This is a genomic window from Herbiconiux sp. VKM Ac-2851, from assembly GCF_013205105.1.
In the GTDB taxonomy this organism is placed as follows: domain Bacteria; phylum Actinomycetota; class Actinomycetes; order Actinomycetales; family Microbacteriaceae; genus Herbiconiux; species Herbiconiux flava.
On sequence record NZ_JABMLJ010000002.1, the window covers coordinates 1,112,126 to 1,139,069 of the forward strand.

At 71.4% G+C, this 26,944-nt stretch carries 21 protein-coding genes, 1 tRNA gene and 1 other RNA gene; 17 read left to right on the top strand and 6 right to left on the bottom strand.

What is annotated here, in order from left to right:
* The first annotated feature begins 25 nt into the window (after positions 1–25).
* Positions 26–712, top strand: a complete 687-nt coding sequence (locus HQQ85_RS11825) for a hypothetical protein (protein WP_173182660.1) — start codon at positions 26–28, stop codon at positions 710–712.
* Positions 713–779: 67 nt separating this feature from the next.
* Positions 780–1,967, top strand: a complete 1,188-nt coding sequence (locus tag HQQ85_RS11830; protein ID WP_173182661.1) for a site-specific integrase — start codon at positions 780–782, stop codon at positions 1,965–1,967.
* Between the two features lies 1 nt (position 1,968).
* On the opposite strand, the gene HQQ85_RS11835 is transcribed toward HQQ85_RS11830, so the two are convergent.
* Together HQQ85_RS11835 and HQQ85_RS11840 are read right to left on the bottom strand one after the other, a co-directional pair.
* Positions 1,969–2,056: transfer RNA gene (locus HQQ85_RS11835), tRNA-Ser, on the bottom strand.
* A 72-nt stretch (positions 2,057–2,128) separates the two neighbouring features.
* Entirely contained in the window at positions 2,129–2,782 is a 654-nt protein-coding gene (locus tag HQQ85_RS11840; RefSeq protein WP_173182662.1) for an SDR family oxidoreductase, read from the bottom strand.
* Positions 2,783–2,861: 79 nt separating this feature from the next.
* Here HQQ85_RS11840 and ffs point away from each other — a divergent pair.
* The 4 genes from ffs (at position 2,862) to HQQ85_RS11860 (ending at position 7,246) form a co-directional block, all read left to right on the top strand.
* Positions 2,862–2,958: signal recognition particle sRNA small type (gene ffs, locus HQQ85_RS11845), an RNA gene on the top strand.
* A 112-nt stretch (positions 2,959–3,070) separates the two neighbouring features.
* A complete protein-coding gene (locus HQQ85_RS11850; protein WP_173182663.1) occupies positions 3,071–3,736 on the top strand; it encodes a hypothetical protein in 666 nt (221 codons plus the stop codon).
* Between the two features lie 67 nt (positions 3,737–3,803).
* Positions 3,804–6,059, top strand: a complete 2,256-nt coding sequence (pta, locus tag HQQ85_RS11855; protein ID WP_371741869.1) for a phosphate acetyltransferase — start codon at positions 3,804–3,806, stop codon at positions 6,057–6,059.
* Positions 6,056–7,246: an acetate/propionate family kinase gene (locus tag HQQ85_RS11860; protein WP_173182664.1), complete on the top strand. Its 1,191-nt coding sequence runs from the start codon at positions 6,056–6,058 to the stop codon at positions 7,244–7,246. The genes pta and HQQ85_RS11860 overlap by 4 nt, the downstream gene beginning before the upstream one ends.
* A gap of 12 nt (positions 7,247–7,258) precedes the next feature.
* Here HQQ85_RS11860 and HQQ85_RS11865 read toward each other — a convergent pair whose 3' ends face one another.
* The gene (locus tag HQQ85_RS11865) at positions 7,259–8,011 is read right to left on the bottom strand and encodes an SDR family oxidoreductase (RefSeq protein ID WP_173182665.1); all 753 of its coding nucleotides are present in this window, start codon (positions 8,009–8,011) and stop codon (positions 7,259–7,261) included.
* Between the two features lie 309 nt (positions 8,012–8,320).
* On the opposite strand from HQQ85_RS11865, the gene HQQ85_RS11870 reads away from it, so the two are divergent.
* Positions 8,321–9,178, top strand: a complete 858-nt coding sequence (locus tag HQQ85_RS11870; protein WP_371741870.1) for a helix-turn-helix domain-containing protein — start codon at positions 8,321–8,323, stop codon at positions 9,176–9,178.
* A gap of 73 nt (positions 9,179–9,251) precedes the next feature.
* Here HQQ85_RS11870 and HQQ85_RS20805 read toward each other — a convergent pair whose 3' ends face one another.
* Positions 9,252–10,346, bottom strand: a complete 1,095-nt coding sequence (locus HQQ85_RS20805) for a GNAT family acetyltransferase (protein WP_216851630.1) — start codon at positions 10,344–10,346, stop codon at positions 9,252–9,254.
* A gap of 80 nt (positions 10,347–10,426) precedes the next feature.
* Between HQQ85_RS20805 and HQQ85_RS11880 the strand changes: the two genes are divergently transcribed.
* The 10 genes from HQQ85_RS11880 (at position 10,427) to HQQ85_RS11925 (ending at position 24,975) form a co-directional block, all read left to right on the top strand.
* The gene (locus HQQ85_RS11880) at positions 10,427–10,900 is read left to right on the top strand and encodes a GNAT family N-acetyltransferase (protein ID WP_173182666.1); all 474 of its coding nucleotides are present in this window, start codon (positions 10,427–10,429) and stop codon (positions 10,898–10,900) included.
* A gap of 67 nt (positions 10,901–10,967) precedes the next feature.
* A complete protein-coding gene (locus tag HQQ85_RS21665) occupies positions 10,968–14,267 on the top strand; it encodes a DNA polymerase III subunit gamma and tau (protein WP_371741871.1) in 3,300 nt (1,099 codons plus the stop codon).
* 130 nt (positions 14,268–14,397) lie between these two features.
* Complete coding sequence (recR, locus tag HQQ85_RS11890; RefSeq protein WP_173182667.1) at positions 14,398–14,997, top strand: recombination mediator RecR; 600 nt, start codon at positions 14,398–14,400, stop codon at positions 14,995–14,997.
* Positions 14,998–15,077: 80 nt separating this feature from the next.
* Positions 15,078–16,985, top strand: a complete 1,908-nt coding sequence (locus HQQ85_RS11895; protein WP_173182668.1) for a bifunctional 3'-5' exonuclease/DNA polymerase — start codon at positions 15,078–15,080, stop codon at positions 16,983–16,985.
* A 122-nt stretch (positions 16,986–17,107) separates the two neighbouring features.
* Entirely contained in the window at positions 17,108–18,376 is a 1,269-nt protein-coding gene (locus HQQ85_RS11900) for an aspartate kinase (RefSeq protein WP_173182669.1), read from the top strand.
* A 51-nt stretch (positions 18,377–18,427) separates the two neighbouring features.
* The gene (locus HQQ85_RS11905; RefSeq protein ID WP_173182670.1) at positions 18,428–19,519 is read left to right on the top strand and encodes an aspartate-semialdehyde dehydrogenase; all 1,092 of its coding nucleotides are present in this window, start codon (positions 18,428–18,430) and stop codon (positions 19,517–19,519) included.
* Between the two features lie 124 nt (positions 19,520–19,643).
* Positions 19,644–20,393, top strand: a complete 750-nt coding sequence (locus tag HQQ85_RS11910; RefSeq protein WP_173182671.1) for an SGNH/GDSL hydrolase family protein — start codon at positions 19,644–19,646, stop codon at positions 20,391–20,393.
* Positions 20,394–20,481: 88 nt separating this feature from the next.
* Positions 20,482–22,956 (top strand): EAL domain-containing protein, encoded by a 2,475-nt coding sequence (locus tag HQQ85_RS11915; protein ID WP_173182672.1) that lies wholly within the window; start codon positions 20,482–20,484, stop codon positions 22,954–22,956.
* Between the two features lie 9 nt (positions 22,957–22,965).
* Positions 22,966–23,973, top strand: coding sequence for a glycoside hydrolase family 6 protein (locus HQQ85_RS11920; protein WP_173182673.1), 1,008 nt, complete (start codon positions 22,966–22,968; stop codon positions 23,971–23,973).
* 54 nt (positions 23,974–24,027) lie between these two features.
* Entirely contained in the window at positions 24,028–24,975 is a 948-nt protein-coding gene (locus tag HQQ85_RS11925; RefSeq protein ID WP_173182674.1) for a response regulator transcription factor, read from the top strand.
* 66 nt (positions 24,976–25,041) lie between these two features.
* Here HQQ85_RS11925 and HQQ85_RS11930 read toward each other — a convergent pair whose 3' ends face one another.
* Positions 25,042–25,443, bottom strand: coding sequence for a hypothetical protein (locus tag HQQ85_RS11930; RefSeq protein ID WP_173182675.1), 402 nt, complete (start codon positions 25,441–25,443; stop codon positions 25,042–25,044).
* Positions 25,440–26,888 carry a glycosyltransferase family 2 protein gene (locus HQQ85_RS11935; protein ID WP_173182676.1) on the bottom strand — a complete coding sequence of 483 codons (1,449 nt, stop codon included), beginning with the start codon at positions 26,886–26,888 and terminating at the stop codon, positions 25,440–25,442. Before HQQ85_RS11935 ends, HQQ85_RS11930 begins: the two co-directional genes overlap by 4 nt.
* Positions 26,889–26,944: the final 56 nt, after the last annotated feature.

Below are 26,944 nucleotides of genomic sequence, written 5' to 3' on the forward strand. Positions count from 1 at the left end.
ACAAAGACGCACTAATGTTTTGCACATGGCCGAAAAAATGACGGGCGCAAGCTGGGGCGAGCGCCTCACCCTCAGGGTTGGGGAACGGCTTCGACGTCGCCGCCTCGACATGGGCTATTCGGTCCGAGAGCTGTCGGAACGAACCGAACGATTCGGGCACCTAGTGCCTCGTCAGGCCATCGTCAATCTTGAAGCCGGCCGCAAGGCAAGCCTCGGGGTCGACGACCTCTTCATGCTCGCTCATGCTCTCGCGATGAACCCACTGCACGCCGTCTACGATCCGATGGCTCAAGGCGCGCCGGTGGAAGTGTTGCCGAATCTCAACGTGCCCACCTGGGAGGCTCTCGAATGGGCATCGGTTCGAGACAGTGTGCTCGACACGATCTATGGCATCGACATCGATGGCGCCAAGCACATCGTGAAAATGCGGTCACGCCTGGACGCCGTCCGAGAACGTATCGCCGGGCAAGAGGAGCGTCTCGGGGAGTACCAGGCGAGGTTCACTGAGCTAGATGGTGATGCGCAGGAGACCACACGGCAACTGATGGATGGCCTGCGGACGGGGCTAGATGCAATGCGATCGGAAGAGGCTTCGCTGGTTCACGTCCTGGAACGTCTCGCGGTGCAGATGAACGACTCATGGTTCTCAAGTTCAGCCGTGCGGAACTACACGAAGAAGGTCTGGTTCGCCGATGACGAGCCGTCGTCCTAACCGAGAAGACACGGTCTCGTTGTATCGCACCGCGGCCGGCGCCGAGCGGTGGAGGATCGCCTACTGGGTGCCCGCGCAGGGCGGACAGCCCGAACGTCGAGTCTGGAAGAAGGGCTACGCCGACGAGAAGTCCGCGCGGGAGGCGCTGGCGGCCGTTCTCGTGGACATTCGACGCGGCGACCACCTGGAGGTCACCCGCGACACCCTGAACGGCTACAGCGCGGTCTACCTCGACACCATCCGCGTGCGAGCGTCGACGATGGCCGGCTACAGGAAGCACTACAGGGTGCACATCGCACCGTCCAGGCTCGGAGCGATGAAGCTTGCCGAGATAACGAAGGATGATCTGAACCGCTTCTACCGGGAGCTCGAGCGGTCGGGACGTAAAGACGCCGGCCACGAGGGGGAGGGCCTGGCGCCGTCGACAGTTCGGCACATCCACGTACTGATCTCGCAGATCATGGCCGCTGCGCTGGAGGACGGCCTGATCCGAGCGAACCCAGCGAAGAAAGCGACGCCGCCGACGAAGCTCGAGGCCGCTCCACCCGAGATGAGCACCTGGTCGGCGTCTGAGGCGTCGGCGTTCCTGGGGTGGTCAAAGGCCCGTGGCGACTATCTCTGGCTCGCCTGGTACCTGCTGCTGTCGACAGGGATGCGCCGTGGCGAGCTGCTCGCCCTCCGGTGGCGCGACCTCGACATCGACAACGGCGTTGTGCACCTCGGCCGCGCGCTGTCTTACGTGAAGGAGGCGGGCACGCCGCCTGTGATGTCTTTCACGAAGCCGAAGAGCGGCCGAGGGCGGAACGTGGACCTAGACCGAACCGGTGTCGACGGGCTTATCGAGCGACGCAGGACGCTGGCTGGCACCGTCCCCGAGCTCGCTACTGCGGATGCGCTGATCTTCTGCAACAGGTTCGCGAAGCCGCACAACCCCGTGCAGTTCTCGTTCCAATGGCGGAAGCGGGTGGGGGAAGCGCAGCTAGATCTTCCGACCCTTCCGACGCTCTCCGTTCACGAGCTGCGGCACACTCACGCGACACTGCTGCTGCGGGCCGGCGTGCACCCCAAGATCGTCTCTGAGCGCCTCGGGCACGCCTCTGTGACGATCACCATGGAGACGTACTCGCACGCGATCGCGAGCCTGCAGAGAGACGCTGCGGACGTCATGGGCGGGATGCTCAGCGGGGGAACTGTGCCGCGAACTGTGCCCGGTGATCGAGCTTCCCGGGCGATCGGCGTGCTGCCGGGGGACTAACTGGCGGAGAATGGGGGATTCGAACCCCCGAGGGCTTGCACCCAACACGCTTTCCAAGCGTGCGCCATAGGCCACTAGGCGAATTCTCCTGGCATCGCGTGGCGATGACCATGAAGCATCCTACCTGCTCCCGGCACCGCCCGCCGACCGCGGGTGGCAGCTCAGAGCGCGCGGAGCGCCTCCGCGATGGGCGTCGAGCCTGAGATCGCCTCGAACTGCTTGTGCACGCCCTCGCCCGAGGTGAGCAGCTGCGCGATCAGCCACGCGACGTCGGCGCGCGGGATGGTGCCGCGCCCGGTCGACTCCGCGAGCGTCACCGAGCCGGTCGCGGGGTCGTCGGTCAGGCCGCCGGGGCGCACGATCGTCCAGTCGAGATCGCTCTCGCGCACGGCCGCGTCGGCCTCGCTCTTGGCCTTGAGGTAGATCTGGAACACGTCGTCGCTGGCGGCGTCGAACGAGTCGGCGCCCATCGACGAGACGAGCACGTACCGCTTGGCCCCGGCGCGCCAGGCGGCGTCGGCCAGCAGGATGGCCCCGTCGCGGTCGACGGTCTGCTTGCGCTCGGCGCTGCTGCCCGGGCCAGCGCCGGCCGCGAACACCACCGCGTCGATCTCGCGCGACGACAGCTCGGCGGCGAGCGCCTCCGAGTCGGACTGCTCGAGGTCGAGCACGAGCGCCTGCCCGCCCGCCTCCTCGACGTCGGACGCATGGTCGGGGTTGCGCACGATGCCCCACACCTCGTTCCCCGAGGCGCTGAGCAGCTTGGTGGTGTGCAGGGCGATCTGGCCGTGTCCTCCGGCGATGGCGATCTTCATGCCCCCAGCCAACTCCTCCCCGCCCGATTCATCAAGCAGGGCGCGATTCATCAAGCGCGCCGCAGTTGCTACACTGGTCGTCGGCTCCCCGTGTGGCGCCATCCAGGCCAACTCCCCCAGGGCGGAAACGCAGCAAGGGTAACCGGGCTCTGGCGGGTGCGCGGGGAGTCCTTCTCGTTAAGACGGGGGCCGGCGGGGTGGCGCGGTCGCGCATCCGCTCGTCATCGCGCCGAGGTTCACCCGTTTAGGGGCGCGAGGGGCGCGGCCCCGGGTCGATAGCCTCGGGCCATGACGTCACTGCACCGCACCGCGCTCGCTGCCATCGCCCTCGGGGTGCTGCTCGCGGCATCCGGATGCTCGGCCCCCGCCCCCACGCCCGAGCCGACGGTGACCGTCACGGTCACCCCCACCGCGACCGCGAGCCCCACGAGCGACCCCGCGCCCGCCCCGGAGCCGACCGCGGAGGTCGACCCGAACGCCTACGTCGCCTCCGACACCTCCACCTGGGTGGTCTCGTTCGCCGGCATCGGCCCGCTGGTGGTCGGCGACACCTTCGAGGTCGTGCAGGCCGACGTGCCCGCCGCCCCCGTGATCTGCCGCCCCGGTGTCGACACCTGGACCTTCGGCGGCGTCGGCTACACCCTGGTCAGCGGCATCGACGAGCAGAACCCGGCCGCGCCCGTGACGCTGGTGCGGATGGTCGCCATCGACACAGTGCAGCCCGGCACCGGACCGCGCACCGTCGAGGGCATCGGACTCGGCTCGACGGTCGCCGAGCTGCAGGCGGCGCGACCCGATGCCGTCGCCACCCCCGGACAACAGGGCCAGCCCGCCGCCTACCAGCTGTTCTCGGACGGCCGGGTGGTGACCTTCCAGGATTCCGGCACCGGCACGATCCAGATGATCACGGTGTCCAGCTCCACCGGAGTCGTCGGGGACATCTGCGGCGCCTGAGCCGGTTTCCGGGCGCGTCCCAGGCGCGCCTGGATAGAGTGGAACACGGACAACCGAAGAGGATTCCGTGTCATCACTTGAGAACATCCCCGCTTCCGTCCCCGGCGTGAAGAGCATCTACATCACCTCCGCCGAGGGCCACTCCGGCAAATCCACGATCGCGCTCGGCGTGCTCGAGATGCTGCGCCGCTCGGTGCAGCGGGTGGCGGTGTTCCGACCGATCGCCCGGAGCGTCGCCGACCGCGACTACGTGCTGGAGATGCTGCTCGAGCACGACGGCAGCGAGCTCGGCTACGAGCAGGCGATCGGCGTCACCTACGACGACGTGCACGCCGATCCCGAGGCCGCGCTGTCGCGCATCCTGCAGCGCTACAAGGCGGTGGAGCGCGAGCACGACGCCGTGCTCATCCTCGGCAGCGACTACACCGACGTCGGCAGCCCCTCCGAGCTCAGCTACAACGCGCGCATCGCCGCGAACCTCGGCGCGCCCGTGCTGCTCGTGCTCGGCGGGCGCAAGGGGCAGGGCTCCGAGGAGCTGCTCGGCCGCTCGGAGGCGCGCTCGGCCGACGACATGCGGCAGATCACCGAGCTCGCCCTGGTCGAGCTGAAGAACGCGCACGCGACGCTCGTCGGGATCGTGGCGAACCGCTCCGACCCCGAGAACCTCGAGAAGATCCGCGATGCCATCTCGCTCGCCGCCCGCGACGCGGTGGACGAGCTCGTCCAGTCCGCGGCCGCCGAGCCGGCGCCCGTGACGTCGTCGATCCCGGTGCAGCCGCGCCGCATTCCGGTCTGGGCCATCCCCGAGGACCGTCTGCTGGTGGCACCGAGCGTGGCGAGCATCCTGGAATCGATCGACGGCACCCTCGTGCTCGGCGACCCGCGGCTGATGGCCCGGGAGGCGCTCGGCGTCGTGGTCGCCGCGATGTCGATGCGCAACGTGCTGCCCCGCCTCACCGAGGGCGCCGTGGTCGTGGTGCCGGGCGACCGCTCCGAGCTGCTGCTCGCGGTGCTGATGGCGAACTCCTCGGGCACCTTCCCCTCGCTCGCCGCGATCGTGCTGAACGGCGGCTTCGAGGTGTCGGAGCCGGTGATGCGGCTGATCCGCGGGCTCGACCCGAAGATCCCGATCATCTCGACCGAGCTCGGCACCTACGAGACCGCCGTGCGCATCACCTCGACCCGCGGGCGCCTGGCCGCTGACTCGCCGGTGAAGTTCGACAACGCGCTGGCGCTGTTCGAGCAGTACGTCGACGGCTCGCAGCTGCTGCGCCTGCTCGACGTGTCGAAGGCGGATGTCGTGACGCCGCTGATGTTCGAGTACGGGCTGCTCGACCGCGCCCGCCAGGCCGACCGGCACATCGTGCTGCCCGAGGGCGGCGACGACCGCATCCTGCGCGCCGCGAACACGGTGCTCACCCGCGGGGTGGCCCGCCTCACGATCCTGGGCGAGGAGGACGAGGTGCGCACCCGCGCCGCCGAGCTCGGCCTCGACCTCGACGCGGCGGCCGTCGTGTCGCCCTTCGACCCAGCGCTTCGCACCCGGTTCGCCGAGGAGTACCAGAAGCTGCGAGCCCACAAGGGCACCACCTTCGACATGGCCTTCGACACCGTCACCGACGTGTCGTACTTCGGCACGATGATGGTGCAGCTCGGCCTCGCCGACGGCATGGTCTCGGGCGCGGCGCACACGACGGCCCACACCATCCGGCCGGCGTTCGAGATCATCAAGACCCGGCCCGGGGTGTCGGTGGTGTCGAGCGTGTTCCTGATGGCGCTCGCCGACCGCGTACTGGTCTACGGCGACTGCGCCGTCGTGCCCGACCCGACGAGCCCGCAGCTGGCCGACATCGCGGTCTCCTCGTCCGAGACGGCGGCCCAGTTCGGCATCGACCCGCGCGTGGCGATGCTCTCGTACTCCACCGGCTCGTCGGGCTCCGGCGCCGACGTCGAGAAGGTGCGCGAGGCGACCGCGCTCGTGCGGGCCGCGCATCCCGAGCTGCCGGTCGAGGGGCCGATCCAGTACGACGCGGCGACGGATGCGGTGGTCGCCGCCGCGAAGATGCCCGGTTCGCAGGTGGCCGGCCGGGCGACGGTGTTCATCTTCCCCGACCTCAACACGGGCAACAACACCTACAAGGCGGTGCAGCGCTCGGCGGGGGCCGTGGCCATCGGGCCGGTGCTGCAGGGCCTGAACAAGCCGATCAACGACCTGTCCCGAGGAGCGCTCGTGCCCGACATCGTGAACACCATCGCCATCACGGCGATCCAGGCGGCGACGGCGGGTGCTGCGTCTTCGGGTGCCGGGGCGGTGTCCGCATGAGCGCCATCCTGGTGGTCAACAGCGGCTCGTCGTCGTTCAAGTACCAGCTGATCGAGATCGAGACCGAGCAGGTGCTCGCGTCAGGGCTCGTCGAGCGCATCGGCGAGGACGTCGGCCACACGAAGCACACCACCCCCGAGGGATCGTGGGAGTCGGAGGACCCGATCGCCGACCACACCGCCGGGTTCGCGGCGATGCTCGCCGCGTTCGGCGACCACGGCCCGTCGCTCGACGAGCATCCGCTCATCGCCGTCGGCCACCGGGTCGTGCACGGCGGCAAGCGGTTCCACGAGGCGACCATCGTGACCGATCTCGTGAAGATCAACATCGAAGACCTCAGCGAGCTCGCCCCGCTGCACAACCCGGCGAACCTCGCGGGCATCGACGCGGCGCAGAAGGCCTTCCCGTCGGTGCCGCAGGTGGCGGTGTTCGACACGGCGTTCCATCAGACGCTGCCGCCGGCGGCCTACACCTACGCGATTGACGCGTCGCTGGCCGAGCGGCAGCGCATCCGGCGATACGGGTTCCACGGCACGTCGCACAAGTACGTGTCGGGGGCAGCGGCCGAGTACCTCGGGCGGGACGTCTCGTCGCTGAAGATGATCGTGCTGCACCTCGGCAACGGCGCCTCCGTCTGCGCCGTCGACGGCGGGCGCTCGGTCGAGACCTCGATGGGCATGACGCCGCTCGAGGGGCTCGTGATGGGCACGCGCTCGGGCGACCTCGACCCGGCGGTGCTGTTCCACCTCAACCGCAAGACGGGCATGGGGTTCGCCGAGCTCGACGAGTTACTGAACCGCCGCTCGGGTCTGCTGGGGCTCTCGGGCAAGGGCGACATGCGCGACGTGCAGAAGGCGGCCGCCTCGGGCGACCCGGCCGCCGAGCTGGCACTGGAGGTGTACTTGCACCGCATCCGGGGCTACGTGGGGTCGTACTACGCGCAGCTCGGGCACCTTGACGCGGTCGTGTTCACGGCCGGTGTGGGGGAGAACAACCCGCTCGTGCGGGCGCGCTCGCTCGCCGGCCTGGAGGAGCTGGGCATCACGGTGGATGCTTCGCTGAACGAGGCTCCGGGGTCGGAGGCGCGGACGATCTCGGCGCCGTCGTCGCGGGTCGCGGTGCTCGTGGTGCCGACGAACGAGGAACTGGAGATCGCGCGGCAGTCGTTCGCGGCGGTGTCGGCGTAGAACGCTGCACCCTCAGGACGAGCGGCCCGGGAGCAGGCTGAGGGCCTGCGAGCGCTGGGCGAGCAGCTCGGCGTAGGTGCCGTCGCGCTCGGCCCAGCGCAGGCGCTGCGCGGCCGCCACCACGATCTCGGGCGGGGTCGGCGTCTGGGCGAGCAGGCCCAGCACCTCGTCGAGGAAGGCCTCGAGCGGCAGGGCGGCGGGGTTGACCTTCTCCTGGCCGGCGGTGGCGACCGCGGGCGGCACGAGCTCGGTGACCTCGACGCCGGATCCGGCCAGCTGGGCGCGCAGGGCCTCGGTGTAGGCGTGGACGCCGGCCTTCGAGGCGCCGTATCCGGGCATCGGTGGGAAGGGGAGGAAGCCGATGCCCGAGGACACCGTCACGATGTCTCCGGCGCCGCGCGCGATCAGGTGCGGGGTGAAGGCGTCGACCACGCGGATCGTGCCGAGCAGGTTCACCGCGATCGCCGCCTCGCTGTGGGCGAAGTGGGAGGGGTCGCGGAGGTCCTCCATCAGCATGACGCCCGACATCGTGACGACGAGGTCGAGCTCGGGGTGGCGGGCGAGCACGTCGTCGCGGGCGCGGGCGACGGATGCGGGGTCGGTGACGTCGACGGTCACCGTGTCGAGGCCGTCGAGGCCTGGCCGGGTGGTGTCGCGGCCGCCGACGACGACGGTGCTGCCCGCCGCGGCGAGCCGGCGGGCGAGGCCGAGTCCGATGCCGGAGGTGCCGCCGACGATGAGCGCGGTGCGGTGGGTGAGTTCCATGGGTGTCCTTCTGGGGGTGGGGCGTGCAGCCGGTGAGCGGATGCGCGGCGGGGGTGGGGTGCCGGTGGGCGGCGTGGGGCCGGGGGTCGGCTTCGGTGGGCGGTGGTCGGGCCGTGCAGGCGGCGGGCGGATGCGCGGCGGGGGTGGGGTGCCGGTGGGCGGCGGCGGGCCGTGCGGGCGGTGGCGATCCGCGGGCGGCGGGCCGTGCATCCGATGCTCCACCGGGCGGCGCGGGCGGGGGAGTCCCCCCGTGATCCGGGGAGTGGCAGGACCCCCTCAGGCGCGGTGGCGGGTGGCTATCGTGAAGGCGTGACCACCTCAGGCCCTGGATCGGCCCCCGACGAGAACCGCCTCGGCGAGTACCTGCGCGCCCGTCGTGCGCTCGTCGCGCCCGAGCAGGTGGGGCTCCCGGGTGGCTCCCACCGCCGCGTGCCCGGTCTCCGGCGCGAGGAGGTCGCCCTGCTCGCGGGCATCAGCGCCGACTACTACCTCCGCCTCGAGCGCGGACGCGACAGCAACCCCTCCGCGCAGGTGCTCGAGGCGCTCGCCCGCGTGCTGCACCTCGACGACGTCGAGACCGACTACCTCCTCGGCCTCGCCAAGCCGCCACCCCGCAGAACCGCGGCCCGGCCAGCCCGCCGCGCCGAGCGGGTGCCCGAGCGCCTGCACCACCTGCTCGCCGCCCTCGAGCTGCCCGCCTTCGTCGAGGGCCGCACCTTCGACGTGCTCGCGTCGAATCCGCTCGCGGTGGCCTTCAACCCGCGGCTCGTGCCGGGCGAGAACCGCCTCCGCTCCCTGCTGCTCGACCCCGGGGAGCGCACCTTCCACGACGACTGGGAGCGCGCGGCCGCCGACTCGGTGGCGGCCTTCCGCAGCACGATCGGCGACGACGTGACGGATGCCCGGGCCGTCGAACTGGTCGGCGAGCTCTCCCTGGCGAGCGGCCGGTTCCGCACGCTCTGGGCGCGGCACGACGTGCAGCGGCTCGAGGGCGGGGTCGCGACCGTGCACCACCCGGTCGTCGGACCCCTGCGCCTGAACCGCGAGAAGCTGCCCGTCGGCGAGGTGCTGCTCGTCGTCTACTACCCCGACGAGCGGTCCGACTCGGCCGAGCGGCTGGCGCTGCTCGCGTCGACGGTGGCGGCCGACGCGCGCTCCTCTCTATAGGGCCCGTTTCTGTAGGCCCCGTTCAGCCGCAGCGTCCCACGCTCAGCAGGGCGCCGCGCTCAGTCGTCCCTGCTCAGTCGTCCGCGATCAGCCGCTTCCCGAAGCTCACGGCGGCATCCCGCGTGTACCCGAGCGCGCGGTAGAACTCCATCACGCCCTCGTTCCCCTCCCGGATCTGCAGGTTCAGCTTCGGGCAGCCCAGCCCGAGCAGCCGCTGCTCGACCTCCTGCACCAGCGCCCGCCCGTCCCCGCGCCCCTGCCGCGCCGGCGTCACCGCGAGGTAGTTCACCCAGCCCCGGTGCCCGTCGTAGCCGGCCATGGCGCTCGCGACCACGGCGTCGGCGGCGTCGACGCCCACGAGGAAGAGCCCGGGCTGCACGGTGAGCTTCCGCGCGATGTCCCGCCGCGGGTCGTTCCACGGCCGGGTCAGTCCGCACTCCGCCCAGAGGGCCACGACCTGCTCGGTGTCGGCCTCCTCGAACGAGCGGATTCGCACCCCGCCCTCACCCGCGGACACAACCTCGGGCGCGGGCGCGTCGGCAGCCGGGCGCTCGGGTGAGGCGGGGCCGAGGGCGCGGCTCAGGGCATCCGTCATCGACCGGCGCTGCACCGCGGGCGGATACGTCTCGGGATCGGCCGCCCCCAGCGTGTTCATTCCCTCGGCGACGGCCACCAGGGTGAGGGCCTCGGTGCGGATGCGCTCAGCCGCCCACGTGGGCCGGCACGCACCGAGCAGGCGCTCGACCCGCGCGACGAAGCTGCGGTTGCCCGCGCGGTGCCGCTCGGCGAGCGTCGGATCGGCGAGTGCCGCCGCGAGGTAGCTCACCCAGACGCGGGCCTCGTCGACGCTCTGCGCGTCGAGCGACAGCGCGTTCAGCAGCACGGCCTCGAGGGCCTGCTCGGGGGTGGGCGCCCGCTCGGGGTCGCCGGGCGCGCGCGCCTCGGCGGCGTCGGCGCGCTCGCGGGTGCGGGTGTGCAAGAGGTCGCGGGCGTGCAGCAGCAGGGCGTCCTTCGTCGGGAACGCGTGCATCACGAGTCCGGTGGTGCAGCCGGCGCGCTCGGCGACCGCGCGGATCGTCAGCCCCGGCAGCCCGCGCTCGGTCAGCACCGCCCAGGTGGCCTCGGACAGGCGCTGCCGCTGATCGTCGACGTCCCGCTGTCGTGCCATCGCGCATCCGTTCTACTCGTCTCTCGCTTTGCCTGTCAGCATAACAAGCGTTACGGTAATGCTTGTTACGAGAGGATCCCATGACCCGCCGACCCGCCCTTGCCGTCACCATCGAGCGCGTGCCGTTCGACGACCCCGCCGCCGATGCCCTGCGCCGGGCCCAGCGCGCTGAACTCGACGAGCGCTACGGCCGTGACGACCACGAGCCGGGCGCCGTGCCGACCGCCGCGTCGACCCCGGTGTTCGTCGTGGCCCGCACTCTCTCGGATGTCGCCGTGGGGTGCGGGGGGCTGCGCCCGCTGCCCGAGGGTGGGGCTGAGATCAAGCGGATGTTCGTGCATCCGGATGCCCGGGGGCAGGGCGTCTCGACCGCGATCCTGCGCGCGCTCGAAGAGGAGGCGCGGCAGCTCGGCGTCGAGCGGCTGGTGCTCGAGACGGGCACGGAGCAGCCCGATGCCATGCGGTTCTACGAGCGCGAGGGGTATGAGCGGATCGAGCCGTTCGGGCCGTACATCGGCTCGGAGCTGTCGGTCTGCTACGCCCGGACGCTGTAGCGCCGCCGTCGCAGCAGCCGCGCCCGCGCCCGACCCCGGTGTCGGTGGCCGCAGGTAGTCTTAGCGGGTGGTTACCGCCCTCTATCGCCGCTATCGGCCCGAGACCTTCGCCGAGATGATCGGGCAGTCGCAGGTGACCGATCCGCTCATGACTGCCCTGCGCACGAACCGGGTCAACCACGCCTATCTGTTCAGCGGCCCACGCGGCTGCGGCAAGACGACGTCGGCCCGCATCCTGGCCCGCTGCCTGAACTGCGCGGAGGGCCCCACCGACACGCCCTGCGGTGTCTGCCCCTCGTGCGTCGAGCTCGGCCGTGACGGCCCCGGCTCGCTCGACGTGGTCGAGATCGACGCCGCGAGCCACAACGGCGTCGACGACGCCCGCGACCTGCGCGAGCGCGCCGTGTTCGCCCCCGCGCGCGACCGCTTCAAGATCTTCATCCTCGACGAGGCCCACATGGTCACGCCGCAGGGCTTCAACGCCCTGCTCAAGATCGTCGAGGAGCCGCCGGAGCACATCAAGTTCATCTTCGCGACGACCGAGCCCGACAAGGTCATCGGCACCATCCGCTCGCGCACCCACCACTACCCGTTCCGGCTCATCCCGCCGGCGCAGCTGCTCGAGTACGTGCAGTCGCTCTGCGAATCCGAGGGCGTCGACGTGGCCCCCGGCGTGCTGCCGCTCGTCGTGCGCGCGGGCGGCGGCTCGGCCCGTGACACGCTGTCGCTGCTCGACCAGCTGATCGCCGGCTCCGAGAACAACCACGTCGACTACGAGCGCGCCGTCGCGCTGCTCGGCTACACTCACGGCGCCCTGCTCTCCGAGGCGGTCGACGCCCTCGGCACCCACGACGGCGCGGCGGTCTTCGACGCGGTCGACCGCGTCATCCAGACGGGGCAAGACCCGCGCCGCTTCGTCGAAGACCTGCTCGAGCGCCTGCGCGACATCATCGTCGTCTCGGCCACCCGCGAGCAGGCCGCCTCGGTGCTCCGCGGCGTGCCCGCCGACGACCTCGAGGTCATGCGCCGCCAGGCGGCCCTCTTCGGCCACGCCGAGCTCTCGCGCGTCGCCGACATCGTCAATTCGTCGCTCAGCGAGATGACCGGCGCGACCTCGCCGCGGCTGCACCTCGAGCTGATGATGGCGCGGGCCCTCGTGCCGGCCGCCGACGACACCCAGCGCGGGGCGCTCGCGCGGGTCGAGCGCCTGGAGCGGCGCATCGGCGTCGACGCGGGCGACGCCGATTCGGGCGTGTCGGCCGCTTCTGCTGCGCCCGCGCCTGCCTACGCTGCAGCGCCTGTTGGTGCCACTTCTTCTCCATCTTCTGCTTCCCCCAGCGCGCCGGCGGCGAACGAGCCTCCGGCGAACACGGTTCCGGATGCTCAGACCGCCGCCGCCTCGTGGAACATCGCCGCGCTGGCCTCTGCCGCCCCGGCGGCCTCGCCCTCCGCGGCCTCATCCGCCCCGTCGTCTCCGGCCGCAGCCACCTCGGCCTCGTCGAACGCTTCCGCCCCGACCGGCGCTTCGTCCGCTGCACCCGCACCCGCGCTCGCGCCCGGCGATGCCGACCCGGCTCCCCGCTCCACGCCCGACGTGGTCGCGGTGCCCCCGGCGGCGACGCCGGTGCAGGCGGTCGCGGCGGCGGCCGGCGAGGTCACGCTGCAGCAGCTGAAGGATGCCTGGCCCGAGATCCTCGAGGCCGTGCAGAAGGCGAAGATGACCGCCTGGCTGGTCGTCTTCACCGCACAGGTGCGTGCCCTCGACGGCGACGTCCTCACGCTCGCCTTCCCCAGCGAGAACGACGTGGCGAGCTTCAAGGAGCGCTCGGCCCCCGGCCAGGGCGTCAGCGAGTACCTCCGCCAGGCGATCCTGGACGTTCTGGGCCTCCGCGTGAAGTACATCGCCCGCGTCGACACCACCCTCCGCCCCCACGACGGCCCCGCCGCCGCCACCGTGCCGTCCGCGGCGCCCTCCGCGCCCCCGGCCGCTCCCTCTGCACCAGTGCCGCCCACCACAGCCCCAGCGCCTGAAGTAGCACCTGCGGCTATTGCGTCTGCGGGTACCGCACCTGCGGCCTCTGCCTCAGATTCGTCGGCCGCCGCCTCCGGTCAGGCTTCGTCGGCGCCATCCACCGCCGCGCCTTCGGTCCCGCCGGCTTCGTCTGCGCCCACGGCCTCCCAGGGTTCGGCGCCGGCAGATTCGTCCGCGCCGGTGGCAGCCGCTGCGCCGTCGCCGTCCACGGCGTCGGAGTCGGTCACCGCGTCCGCCCCGTCTCCGGCCGCTGCCGAGGGTGACTCGACCGCCTCGCCGGAGACCCCCTCCGGTTCGGCGTCGGTCGGCGCCGCGTCGGATGACGGGGACGAGGACGACGACGAGTTCGACGAGGACGAGGAGCTCGAGGACCTGCCGCCCGAGGAGGAGCTCGCTCCCGAGCCCAAGGCGATCGTCGACTCCTCTGGCTGGACTGTCCCCGGCCTCAACGAGAACACCGCCGCCGCACCCGCCGAACCCGGCCCCGAGAGCGACTCGGCCGAGGTTGCCCGCATGCGCGCGCAGCTCGCCGAGCTCAAGAACGCCGGCCCGGCCGCTCCGCAGCCCCGGGACTCCTCCGCCGACCGCGGGCTGGCGTCCGCACCCACGTCATCGTCAGCTCCGGCCCAGCGTCCCCAGACGGATGCGCCCGCTCAGCGCGCGCAGCAGGCGCCGTCGCAGCGTCCGGAGGCGAGTGCGCCGGCCCAGAGCACGCCGGCTGATGCACCTGCTCGGCGCCCACGGGAAGCGCCGCCGCAGCGTCCGCAGGCGAGTGTGCCTGCGCAGCGTCCGCAGGGTGGTGCCGCGACGACGTCGTGGGATGTCGTCGCCATTCCCAGGTCGGCCGACGAGGAGCCGCCGCCCTACGACGAGCCGATGCCGAGCGACGAGCCCGATCTGCCCCCGTCACTGGCCGACATCCTGCCGAGCGGTGGAGCGCCGTTCGGGGCGCCCGCCGGTCAGCGTCCGGCGACGTCTCCGGAGCAGTCGGCTGGTCGGGGATCCGGCGCACCGATCGAGCAGCCCGGCGCCCAGGGCCCGGGTCCGCAGGACACGCGGGGCGCGGCGGCCGTGAGCGGCCCCGCGTCGTCGGGTGCGCGGGCAGGGGATCCCGCGGCGCGGCCCGGGGCTCTCCGGTTCGAGGCCTCGGGGCCCGAGGGGCCCGGAGAGGTGCCGGCGTCCGGCGCGCAGCAGTCGGGAGCGACGGCGCCGCAGCGGCCCACGAATGCGGGCGCGGGCCCCGGCGGTCGTGCGCGGTACGGGGAAGCGGTCGTGCGGGAGATCCTCGGCGCGAACTTCATCGAGGAGCAGCCCCTGCCCGGGCGCGAAGGCTGACACCCGCACCGGCCGGAAGCCCCGCACCGCCCGGGAGCACCGCCTCCGAGCTCCGCCCGAGGCAGCGGCCGGCGGGCAACATCACCCCGAACATCCGAAGAACCCGTAGAGAGACACAGAGCCCACACGAATGTACGAAGGCATCGTCCAGGAGCTGATCGACGAGCTCGGCCGCCTGCCCGGAATCGGGCCGAAGTCGGCTCAGCGCATCGCGTTCCACATCGTGCAGACGGAGTCGTTCGACGTGAGCCGGCTCGCCGAGATCCTGACCGACGTGCGCGAGAAGGTGCACTTCTGCCAGATCTGCGGCAACGTCTCCGAGCAGGAGACCTGCGGCATCTGCCGCGACCCGCGCCGGTCGCAGATCTCGATCTGCGTGGTCGAGGAGGCCAAGGACGTCGTCGCCATCGAGCGCACCCGCGAGTTCCGCGGCCTGTATCACGTGCTCGGCGGCGCGATCAGCCCGATCGACGGCATCGGGCCCGACAACCTGCGCATCCGGGAGCTCATGCAGCGCCTGGCCGACGGCACGGTCACCGAGGTCATCATCGCCACCGACCCCAACCTCGAGGGCGAAGCGACCGCGACGTACCTCTCGCGGTTGCTCACGACGCTCGAGATCCGCGTCACGCGCCTCGCGTCGGGCCTGCCCGTCGGCGGCGACCTCGAGTACGCCGACGAGGTCACCCTCGGCCGCGCCTTCGAAGGGCGCCGCCTCGTCGAGAACTGAGCAGCGGATGCTCCCCGGCAGCCCCTCGTGACCCCCGCCTCCTCGAAAATAGAGCTGCGGATGCCGAGCGGCGGCGCGTCGTGACCCCCGCCTACATCGTGGTGTCCGAGCCGCGCCCGGGCCGGGTGCTCCTCGAGCCACTCGATTCCGACGGAGCCCCCGCCGGATCCGCGGCGGAACTCTCCCGCCCCGACCTCGCGGCAGCCGTGGCCGAACGAGAACGTGACCGTCCCCGCTGGGTCTGGAACGACACCCAGCGCTGGTACCCCGCCCTCCTGGCCGCGAACGTCCGCGTCGACCGCTGCATCGACCTCCGCCTCTGCCACACGATCCTCCGCGCCTCCACCCTCACGGCGCACTCGACCCTCGCGACGGCACCCCCGACGGCCTGGGACGCCCTCCGCCCCGCCGGCGCCCCCACCGCCACCCCGAAGCAGGTGGAACCCTCCCTCTTCGACGACCTCGCCGACATCGACCAGCCAGTAGAACCGGACGATCCACGATCGACCCGTCACAAATCGCCCTCTGGAGGCGCTGAAAGGGCGATTTTCGACGGCTCGATGGCAGGCGAGCGGGCGTTGGGCGGCGAGCGGGCGAGGGGAGGCGAGCGCGAGGTGGGGGACGAGCGGCGCGAGTTCGCGCTCCAGCGCGACGCGATCGCGACCGCGAGCGACCCGAGCCGCATCGCCCTGCTCGTGGCCGCCGAGTCCGTGGGGGCGCTGGCCGCCGCCGAGCTGCGTCACGCGGGCCTCCCGTGGAGCGCCGAACGCCACGACGCCCTCCTCACCCGCGTGCTCGGCCCCCGCCCACGCGAGGGCGAGCGACCGGCCGAGCTCGAGCGGCTGCTGCAGAGCATCCGGAGCCTGCTCGGCGACCCCACGGCCAACCCCGACTCCCCGGTCGAGCTGCTGAAGGCCCTGCGCCGCGCCGGCATCACGGTCGACAGCACCCGCGAGTGGGAGCTGAAGTCGATCAAGCACCCCGCCATCGAGCCCCTGCTCGACTACAAGAAGCGCTCCCGCCTGCTCACCGCGAACGGCTGGAACTGGCTCGACACCTGGGTCGTCGACGGCCGCTTCCACGCGAACTACCTGCCCGGCGGGGTCGTCACGGGCCGGTGGGCGGCCGAGGGCGGCGGGGCCCTGCAGCTGCCGAAGCAGGTGCGCGGGGCCGTCGTCGCCGACGAGGGGCGGATGCTCGTGGTCGCCGACGCCGCCCAGCTCGAGCCGCGCATCCTGGCCGCCCTCGCCGGCGACCGCGCCATGGCCGCCGCGGGCCGAGGGCGCGACCTCTACGACGGCATCGTCGCCTCGGGCGCGGTCGATACGAGGGCCCATGCCAAAGTCGGCATGCTCGGCGCGATGTACGGCGGCACGGCCGGCGAGAGCGGCCGCATGCTCCCGCGCCTCGCCCGCGCGTTCCCGGCGGCGGTCGCCTACGTCGAGGCGGCGGCCCGCACGGGCGAGACGGGCGGCGTCGTGAGCACGCGCCTCGGCCGCACCAGCCCGCGCCCGAGCGACGAATGGCTCGACCTGCACGACCTGGCGGCCTCCGACGGGGCGACGGATGCGCTGCGAACCCGCGCCCGCACCGAAGCCCGCTCGTGGGGGCGCTTCACCCGCAACTTCGTGGTGCAGGGCACGGCCGCCGAGTGGGCGCTGTGCTGGATCGGCTCGATCCGCCGCCGCCTGCACGCTCTGGCCGCGGCAGACGCCGCCGCGAACCCGCGCACCGCGCCCGCCGCGGCCACCGACCCGACGACCGCCGCCGACCCGACGACCGCCGCCGACACCCTCACCACCGGCCCCCACCTCTCCTTCTTCCTCCACGACGAGGTGATGGTGCACACCCCCGCCCACCTCGCCGACGCCGTCGCGCACGAGCTCCGCGAGGCCGCCGCCGAAGCCGGCCGCCTCATCTTCGGCGACGCCCCGGTCGAGTTCCCCGTCACGGTCGCGATCGTCGACAGCTACGACAAGGCGAAGTAGCGAGGGCGAAGTAGCGACACGGCGAGAGGGCGTACCAGCCCGCCCGCCCCCCGCCGTAACGTCGCATCCCCCCGCGATATAGTCGAGAGGTCGCCCCGCCCCCGCCCCCCAGGAGTCCCACCGTGAGCTTGATCGTGCAGAAGTTCGGCGGCTCGTCCGTCGCGAACGCCGAGAGCATCAAGCGGGTCGCGAAGCGCATCGTCGAGACCCGCAAGGCCGGCAATGAGGTCGTCGTCGCGGTCAGCGCCATGGGCGACACCACCGACGAGCTGCTCGACCTGGCCCACGAGGTCGCCCCCATCCCCGCCCCGCGCGAGATGGACATGCTGCTCTCCGCCGGCGAGCGCATCTCCATGGCGCTGCTCGCGATGGCCATCGAGAGCCTCGGCCACACGGCCCGCTCCTTCACGGGCAGCCAGGCCGGCATGATCACGGATGCCCGGCACGGCGCCGCCCGCATCGTCGACGTCACCCCCGTGCGCCTGCGCGAGGCGCTCGACGAAGGGGCGATCGTCATCGTCGCGGGCTTCCAGGGCTTCAATCGCGACACGAAGGACATCACGACCCTCGGTCGCGGCGGCTCCGACACGACGGCCGTCGCCCTCGCGGCCGCCCTGAACGCCGACATCTGCGAGATCTACACCGACGTCGACGGCATCTTCTCGGCCGACCCGCGCCTCGTGCCCAAGGCGCACAAGATCGACCGCATCACGAGCGAGGAGATGCTGGAGCTCGCCGCCAACGGCGCGAAGGTGCTCTACATCCGCGCCGTGGAGTACGCGCGGAGGCACGGGGTCACGCTGCACGTGCGCTCGAGCTTCAACAACAACGAGGGCACCATCGTCTACAACCCCACCGAAAGCGAGACCGCCGTGGAAGAGCCCCTGATCGCCGGAGTCGCCACCGACCTGAGCGAAGCGAAGATCACCGTGGTCGGCGTGCCCGACATCCCGGGCAAGGCGGCCCAGATCTTCACGCTGGTCGCGAAGACCGGCGCGAACATCGACATGATCGTGCAGAACGTGTCGGCGGCCAGCACCGGACTCACGGACATCTCGTTCACGCTGCCCAAGAGCGACGGCCAGCAGGTGCTGACGGCGCTGCGTGCCGAGCAGTCCGAGACCGGCTTCCTCGGCCTGCAGTATGACGACCAGATCGGCAAGCTCGCGCTCGTCGGCGCCGGCATGCGCACCAACGCGGGCGTCTCGGCGAAGCTGTTCACCGCGCTCTACGAGGCGGGCATCAACATCGAGATGATCTCGACCTCCGAGATCCGCATCTCGGTCGTCACCCGCGCCGACACCATCAACGACGCGCTGCGTGTCGTGCACACGGCCTTCGGCCTCGACGCCTCCGAAGAGGCCGTCGTGCACGCCGGCACCGGCCGCTGACGCGAATCCGCTGACCCGAACCCGCTGACGCGGACCCGAAAGAGAGACAGTATGAGCAAGGCACTGAACGTGGGCGTCGTCGGCGCGACAGGACAGGTCGGCAAGGTCATGCGCCGCCTCCTCGAGGAGCGCGACTTCCCGATCGCGTCGATCCGCTTCTTCGCCACCGCCCGCAGCGCCGGTACCGTGCTGCCGTTCCGCGGCCAGGACGTCGTGGTCGAGGACGTCGAGACCGCCGACCCCACGGGCCTCGACATCGCCCTCTTCTCGGCCGGCGCCACCGGCTCCCGCGCGCAGGCCCCGCGCTTCGCGGCGGCCGGCGTCACGGTCATCGACAACTCCAGCGCCTGGCGCATGGACCCCGACGTCCCGCTCGTCGTCTCCGAGGTGAACCCGCACGCGATCGCCCAGGCGACCAAGGGCATCATCGCGAACCCGAACTGCACCACCATGGCGGCCATGCCCGTGCTGAAGGTGCTGCACGAGGAGGCCGGCCTCGAGCGCCTCATCGTCTCGACCTACCAGGCCGTCTCGGGCTCGGGCCTCGCCGGCGCCGAGGAGCTGGCCGAGCAGGCCCGTGCCGCGGTCGCCGACGAGCACCTGCTCGACCTCGTGCACGACGGCTCCGCCGTCACGATGCCCGACCCGGTGAAGTACGTGCGCCCGATCGCCTTCGACGTCATCCCGCTGGCCGGCTCGATCGTCGACGACGGCGACGAGGAGACCGACGAGGAGAAGAAGCTCCGCAACGAGAGCCGCAAGATCCTCGAGCTGCCCGAGCTGCTCGTCTCGGGCACCTGCGTGCGCGTGCCCGTGTTCACCGGGCACTCGCTCTCGATCAACGCCGAGTTCGCGAACGACATCACGCCCGACCGCGCCCGCGAGCTGCTCGCGGCGGCCCCCGGCGTCGAGCTCTCCGACGTGCCGACCCCGCTGCAGGCGGCGGGCAGCGACCCGAGCTTCGTCGGGCGCATCCGCCAGGACCAGTCGGCTCCCGGCAAGCGCGGCCTCGCTCTGTTCATCTCGAACGACAACCTCCGTAAGGGCGCCGCGCTGAACGCCGTGCAGATCGCCGAGGTCATCGCGGCGACCGCCGGTGCGGCCGCCGACAGCGCCGAGGCCACGGCGACCGCCACCGCCTGAGCCGAGCCGCCCGACCCGAGCCGAGCCGAGCCGAGCCGCCTGAGCCGAGCCGCCCGAGCCGAACCGGCCGAGCCCGGCCAGCCCCCGCACCAATCGCCGTGACGCGCTGCACCGAATACTCCTCATGGAGCCTCGTGCAGCGCGTCTCGTCGTCCTCGCCGTCGCGGCGCTGGTCGCCGTCTGCGCCGTGCTCGTCACGGTCTCGGTCGTGACCGGCAGCAGCCGTGCCGACCAGACGGGAACGACCACCGGCCAGTCCACAGGAACCGGCCAGACGACCGGCGGCACCACCGACCCGAACGCCCCCGTCGTCGCCTTCTACGGCGACTCCTACACCCTCGGCACCGGCGCCTCCGACCCCGCCAATCGCTGGTCGAGCGTCATCGCCGCCGAGCGCGGCTGGAACGAGTTCAACTACTCCGTCAACGGCCTCGGCTTCGTCAACCACCGCCAGAGCACCCCGCCCGACTACGGGCCCGAGGACGGTGTCTCGCGCTCCATCGCCGCCGACCCCGACATCCTCTTCGTCACGATGGGCCTGAACGACAACTTCTCGATGCCCGACCGCGCCGCCGACATCCGCACGGCGATCCGCACCGACTTCGCCACCCTGCGCGCGGCGCTCCCCGACGCGCGCATCGTGGTGGTCGAGCCCTTCTGGTACACGGATGACCGTCCCGACTCCCTCGCGCAGATCATCGGTTGGGTGCAGAGCGAGGCGGCCGTCATCGACGCCGACTTCATCCCGGGGGCCTCGCACTGGATCGAGGGGCACCCCGAGTGGATGGCCTCCGACGGCCTGCACCCGAACGACGACGGCTACGCCGAGATGGCGGTGCGCATGGACGAGTCCCTCCGCGCCATCGGCCTCTGAGCGAGCGGATGCGCGGCAGCACCGGCCCGCGGCGTACCGGCGGCCCGCCCGGTGCACCCACCGCACGCCGTCCGGATAAACTCGCGGCATGACGGTGCGCGACACGATCCGGACGGGGTCGTTTCTCGGCTCGGCGGCGCTCGCCGCCGTGGCCCTGGCGACCGCCGTGGCCGGAGTCGTCTCGGGCCTGTCCGACCCGCCCGACAGCGTGGTCGCGTGCCTCGTCTTCCTGATCGCCGTCGGCGTCACCGCCGTCTACCAGCAGCCCATCGGCCGTGTGCCGGGGCTGCCGCCCTTCGGCGTCGCGAGCGCGCTGCTCGTGATCGCCCTCCCCGCCGACAACCCCGTGCTCGAAGTTGGGCTCTGGGTGCTGGCGTTCTTCGTCTCGAAGGCGGTGACCTCCCGCTCCCCGTGGATGGCGGCGCAGTGGACCGGCGTCGCCGCCCTCGGCGCGATCGCCTTCGTCGGCCTCGGCCGGCTGCTGATCGACGCGGGTGTGCCCACCGTCGTCGCGATCGTCGCCGGCAGCGCCGCGCACATCATCGTGGTGCTCGCGGTCTACTTCGCCTGGCAGCAGGGGCGCTGGAACGCCGACGGCGGCCGGGGCCTGTCAGGCATCAGCGTGCTGCGCGTGCTCTTCGTCTTCGCCCTGTCCACCGTGGTGGGTATCGCGGTGCACATCGCGAGCGTCGGCGCGCTGGGCCTGCTGGGCCGGGGCGAGAACGTCGAGCTGGCGCGGATGACCGTTCCGCTGCTGGTCGTCGCGCTGCTGTTCTACGGGCTCGCCAAGCGCTCGCAGACCCGCAGCGGCGAGCGGCGCCTCGGCGGCGTGGTCGACGCGGCACGCGCCCTGCCCTGGGACGTGACGGTCGACCCGAAGGAGACGATGGTCGAGTTCGCCCGCCGGGCGATCGACGCCACCGAGTTCGAGGTGCGCCGCACCCCGCCCGGCCGCAACGAGATCGGCGCCCGCTTCTCGGCGCTCGACACCACCGACCCCCAGCTGAACCCCGAGTCGATCGCCCCGGCCGACGACGACGTCGCGAACGAGCACCGCGAGGACGCGGTCGAGCCGCAGGAGTTCCTGGTGGCGAGCCGCAAGGCCGGGGGAGTGCCCTTCACCTCCGACGACGAGCTCGCCCTCGACGCCATCGGCCACATCGCCAGCGAGACGGCGCGCGTGCGCGGCGCCTACGACACCCTGCTCGACCGGGTCGACCGCGACTCGCTCACCGGCCTGCCGAACTACAACGCCTTCCAGCGCTCCCTCGCGCGCCTGAACGAGGACCGCACCTACGCCTCCGGGATTGCGGTGCTGTTCATCGACCTCGACCAGTTCAAGCGGCTGAACGACACCGAGGGCCACCACATCGGCGACGAGATGCTCTCGGTCGTGGCGACCCGTCTGCGGGCGAGCGTGCGGCCGCACGACTTCGTCGCCCGCGTCGGCGGAGACGAGTTCGTCGTGGTGCTCACGAAGCTGCAGTCGCTCGCCGAGGCGAAGGGCGTGACCGACCGCATCGTGGCGAACATCGGTGCGCCCGCGAACCTCGGCGGCCGCGAGTTCCGCCCGCTGGTGAGCGTCGGCCTCGCCTACTCGGGGCACCAGGAGACCGATCCGCAGTCGATCGTGGTCGACGCCGACCACTCCATGCTGGCCATCAAGAAGTCGCGCCGGCAGGGCGGGCCGTCCTCGGAGTCGAGCGTCGGGATCTCGCCGCACCGCTCGAGCCGCATCAACGAGATCGTGGCGCGGGCCATCGACGACGGCTCGCTGAACGTCGTCTACCAGCCGATCGTGAACACGCTCGAGGACAAGATCTGGGCCTTCGAGTCGCTGGTGCGCTACACGCACCCGGAGCTCGGCCGCATCTCGACGGCGTCGCTGATCGAGAAGGCCAAGGGCCTCGGCCGGATGGACGAGCTGACCCGTCAGGTGATCGCGACCTCGCTGCAGTCGGCGCGGGAGTTCCGCAAGCTGGTGCCCGGCATCACCGTGATGACGATCAACCTCGAGGTGGGCCAGATCCGCGACGAGCACGTCGGGTCGTTCCTGAAGGACATCGTGCCGCGCTACCCCGACGTCACCCTCTGCCTCGAGCTCAACGAGCGCTCGACGAAGGACATCGACGACGACCTCCGCGCCCAGGCCGAGCTCTTCCGCGAGCTCGGCATGCTGATCGCCCTCGACGACTACGGCTCGGAGGCCTCCTCGGTGGGAGCCCTGGTGCGCATCCCGATGGACATCCTGAAGATCGACCGTTCGCTGGTCGACAACCTCGACGACACCCGGCAGCGCGAGGTGGTGCGGGCGCTGCAGGGCTTCGGCGACGCCTTCGACTACTCCACGATCGTCGAGGGCATCGAGACGCAGGATGCGGTGGACGTGCTCGTCGGCATCGGGGTGCGGCACGCGCAGGGCTTCTTCTACGGGCGGCCGGTGCCCTTCGCGCAGACGATGTCGCGGCTGAAGAGCTACGGTGCGGCCGGCACCGTGGGCCGTTCGGTGGCGCCCCCCGCCCCCGCCCCTGTCGCCCCCGCCCCGACCGTGCAGACCGGCTAGAGTTGCGCTGTGTCGACTAGGGGAGTGGCGCGGCCGGTGCTGCCGCGCATCGGGCTGATCGTGGCGGTGCTCGCCATCCTGGCCGTGCTGATCGGCATGGTCGTCGGGGTCGGCGCCATCCTGTCGCAGGGCGGCATCGCCTCGGGCAATCCGTTCGCCGGCACCGCGCTCTACGCCGATCCCGCGTCGAAGGCCGCCACCGCGGCCGGCGAGGCCACCGAGGCGGGCGACAGCGACGACGCCGCCGTGTTCACCCGCATCGCCGAGGTGCCCACCGCGATCTGGCTCACCCCCGAGAAGCACCCGATCGGCGAGGTGGGCGGCTACGTCTCCGACCTCGTGAAGGCGAGCGCGAAGCTCGGACAGGTGCCGCTGTTCACGGTCTACGGCATCCCGAACCGCGACTGCGGCAACTTCTCCAGCGGCGGCCTGACCGTCGAGGAGTACCCCGTCTGGATCGACGAGATCGCCACGTCGCTCGACGACAGCGACTCGATCATCATCCTCGAGCCCGACGCGCTCGCGCTCGCCGACGAGTGCGACAACGTCGAGGAGCGGCTCGGCGAGGTCAGCGCCTCGGTCGACGCCCTCGCGGCTGCCGGCCTCACCGTCTACATCGACGCCGGTCACTCCAACTGGGGCCCGCCCGCCGACATGGCCGATCTGCTCAACCGCGCGGGCATCGACCGGGCCCGCGGATTCTCGACCAACGTCTCGAACTACAACAACACCGACCGCGAGCAGTACTACGCGAACACCATCTCGAACCTCACGAACGGCGCGCACTACGTGATCGACACCGGCCGGAACGGCAACGGATCGACGGGGGAGTGGTGCAACCCCGCCGGGCGCGCCCTGGGTGCCGAGCCCTCGGCCAGCCCCTCCGGATCGGCGCAGGACGCGAACCTCTGGATCAAGCCGCCCGGCGAGAGCGACGGCGAGTGCAACGGCGGCCCCGCGGCCGGCGAGTGGTGGAACGAGAACGCGCTCGAGCTCGCGGCCGACGCCGCCCGCTGACCCCGCTCGGAAGAAAGCCCCGGCATCCACTGATCCGTTGGTAGCATCGGGGCAATGGACACACATGGGGAACGTCGCGTCGCCGTCATCATCGAGGACGACGCCGACATCAGGCATCTGCTCGAGACGGTGCTGACCCAGGCCGGGTTCGAGGTCATCGCGACCGGGAACGGCCTCGACGGGGTGCAGGCGGTGCGCGCCTACGACCCCATGGTCACGACCCTCGACGTCAGCATGCCGGGCATCGACGGGTTCGAGGCGGCCAAGCGCATCCGCACCTTCAGCAACACCTACCTCGTCATGCTCACCGCGCGCGACGAGGAGATCGACACGCTGCAGGGCCTCGAGGCCGGCGCCGACGACTACCTCACCAAGCCCTTCCGCCCCCGTGAGCTGCGCGCCCGCGTCGAGGCGATGATGCGCCGCCCCCGCCAGGTGCTCGCGGTCGACGGCTCCGGCCCGGTCGCCCCGATCGCCGTCCCGGTGCAGGCGCCCGTCGCCGCGCCCGTGCAGGCTCCGGCCGCCACCCCGTTCGCCGCCCCGGCCCCCGCCGTGGCCGAGCCCCAGTACACGCCGGCCGCGACCGTGCAGGCCGTCGCCCCGCAGCCCGCCGCCGCCGAGGCCGCTCCCGCTCAGCCGGCCGTCGCCAAGAACTACGACCGCGAAGACGGCTGGCTCGACCACAACGGCCTCTACGTCAACTCCGAGATGCGGCTGGCCGAGAAGGAGGGCAAGGCGATCGATCTCACGCGCAGCGAGTTCGACCTGCTGAACGCCCTGATGGAGAGCCAGCGCCGGGTGCGCAGCAAGGCCGACCTGGCCCTGCTCCTGCGCGGCGAGAGCTACGTCACCGCCCACTTCGTGAGCGAGGCCGACAAGCGGGCCATCGAGGTGCACATGGCGAACCTGCGGCGCAAGCTCGCCGACAGCATCACCACGCCGCGCTGGATCGAGACCGTCCGCGGCGTCGGCTACCGGCTGGCGGCCTCCGACAACGACTGAGGCGCGGGCCGACTGACGTCTGGCCCGACTGAGGCCCAGCCCGGCTGAGGCCGGGCCGGCTTCCGATCAGGCCGACTTCGCCGACCGGGCCCCGCCGGCCGGGGCATCCGGGCGCCGCATCGATTCGAGCACCCCGAGCAGCTCCTGGCAGGTGGCCCCGCCGACGGCCTGCAGCCGCGGCAGGTGGCGCAGGCTCCCCTGCAGGTCGAAGCCCTTCACGGCCGAGTGCACCATGCCGGCGATCGCCTCGAGCGACCAGGCTCCGAGCATCGTGCTCGACGAGCGGATGCTCAGCAGCACGACATCGGCGTCCTCGAAGTCCCGGTTGCCGAGTGCTTTCATCAGCCTCTGGGATCGGGTCTCCCAGAGGCTGATGAAGTCGTGCACGAACCGGCCGCGCCGGTCGTCGTCCCCCACGGAGTTCAGGAGTGCGACGAGCGCGTCGTGTTCGACGTAGTTCGAGGTCAAACCTTGTACCCGCGGTAGCGGCGGAGCACCTTGCCGAACATCTCCAGGGTCTGGATGATCGTGATGACACCGAGGATCGGCCAGCCGATCCAGAGGATTGTCGACTGCATGAAGGCATCGAGCTGGAACCAGCCGAGCACCAGCACGGCGATGGTGAGGAAGATCACGACGAACGGGATCAGGTAGCTGTTGCCGCGGCCCTTCTCGGCCTTGGCCTGCGCCGCCCAGTTGTCGGTCTGCTTGCGGGAGAGGAACTTCGTCCAGGCGCGGATGAAGTGCCCGAGCCTGATCCACATGTAGACCTCGGCGGGGAACAGGGCCACGGCGAAGAAGATGTCGCGGGCGCTGCGGTCGTGCATCGAGAGCGCGGTGCGCAGGTTCAGCAGGATGGCGACGATCGGGGGCACCAGCCAGATCGGCGAGAACACGAAGGCGCTGATCGAGAGCGAGGCGAGCAGCAGCAGCACGAACAGCACGCGGGTGACCAGGTTGATCAGCATCGAGAAGTTCTCGAGCCAGCGCAGTCGCAGGTTCGGGTGGAAGGGCTGGCCCTTCGTGTCGCCGCGCTGGCCGGGCCACATCAGCTCGATGGCGCCGAAGTTCCACTTCACCTGCTGGCCGTCGAGGCCGCGGATGGTGGTCATGCCGCCGACGTCGGCGCGGGCCTGGGCGGAGATCTTGGTGAGGTAGCCGGCGCTCTTGATCTGCAGCGACAGCAGCGAGTCCTCCACCTCGCTGTCCTTCACCCACGGGGTGTTCTGGTGGTTCTCGACCATGATCTGGCGCAGCGCCTTGGTGGAGAAGATCGAGAACTGGCCGCCGAGCACCGCCATGTTGCGGCCCTTCAGCATGTTCTGCATGTTGAAGGCGGCGAACTGGAAGCGCTGGCCGGTGACGAGGAACTTGGCGACGAAGCCCTTGATGGGCGCCTCGTCGATCGAGAAGATGGCCGAGATGCCGCCGATGCGGGAGTCGGACGTGATCTCCTCGGCCAGGCGCTCCACCGCATCCGGGGCCGCCGTGGTGTCACCGTCGACACCGAGCAGGAAGTCGCAGCCCTCGACCAGCTGGTAGCCGTAGTTGAGCGCGCCCACCTTCTTGTCCTTGTTCTTGCCGATGTCGTGCACGTAGACCTCGGTGAACTGCTCGATCCCGTCGACCTCCTTGAGGTGGGGGCCGGCGTACTGGGCGGCGATCTTCACCGTGTCGTCGGTGGTGTTGTTCACGACGACGTGGATGACGTCGGGGAGGCGGGTCTGGCCCAGCAGCGACTCGAGGACGTCGGCGATCGACTCGGCCTCGTTGTAGGCCGGCACGATGCAGCCGATCGTGGGACGGTAGCTCGGGAGCGATTCGACCGATTCGATGAAGTCGTTCTCGAACTCGTCGCCGTGGTCACCGAGCTCCGTGCGATCGGTGACGTAGGGGTTCAGGTTCTCTGCCATGCCCACAGTCTGACGCAGGGCCCCCAGCGTTGTCGCGCGAATGCGCTAGGGTCGCG

Coding starts and splice junctions, on each gene's coding strand:
- HQQ85_RS11935 (WP_173182676.1), bottom strand. CDS start 26,888: ATGGCAGAGAACCTGAACCCCTACGTCACCGATCGCACGGAGCTCGGT.
- HQQ85_RS11925 (WP_173182674.1), top strand. CDS start 24,028: ATGGACACACATGGGGAACGTCGCGTCGCCGTCATCATCGAGGACGAC.
- HQQ85_RS11865 (WP_173182665.1), bottom strand. CDS start 8,011: ATGGAACTCACCCACCGCACCGCGCTCATCGTCGGCGGCACCTCCGGC.
- HQQ85_RS11915 (WP_173182672.1), top strand. CDS start 20,482: ATGACGGTGCGCGACACGATCCGGACGGGGTCGTTTCTCGGCTCGGCG.
- recR (WP_173182667.1), top strand. CDS start 14,398: ATGTACGAAGGCATCGTCCAGGAGCTGATCGACGAGCTCGGCCGCCTG.
- HQQ85_RS11850 (WP_173182663.1), top strand. CDS start 3,071: ATGACGTCACTGCACCGCACCGCGCTCGCTGCCATCGCCCTCGGGGTG.
- HQQ85_RS11860 (WP_173182664.1), top strand. CDS start 6,056: ATGAGCGCCATCCTGGTGGTCAACAGCGGCTCGTCGTCGTTCAAGTAC.
- HQQ85_RS11880 (WP_173182666.1), top strand. CDS start 10,427: ATGACCCGCCGACCCGCCCTTGCCGTCACCATCGAGCGCGTGCCGTTC.
- HQQ85_RS11905 (WP_173182670.1), top strand. CDS start 18,428: ATGAGCAAGGCACTGAACGTGGGCGTCGTCGGCGCGACAGGACAGGTC.
- HQQ85_RS11840 (WP_173182662.1), bottom strand. CDS start 2,782: ATGAAGATCGCCATCGCCGGAGGACACGGCCAGATCGCCCTGCACACC.
- HQQ85_RS11825 (WP_173182660.1), top strand. CDS start 26: ATGGCCGAAAAAATGACGGGCGCAAGCTGGGGCGAGCGCCTCACCCTC.
- HQQ85_RS20805 (WP_216851630.1), bottom strand. CDS start 10,346: ATGGCACGACAGCGGGACGTCGACGATCAGCGGCAGCGCCTGTCCGAG.
- HQQ85_RS11910 (WP_173182671.1), top strand. CDS start 19,644: ATGGAGCCTCGTGCAGCGCGTCTCGTCGTCCTCGCCGTCGCGGCGCTG.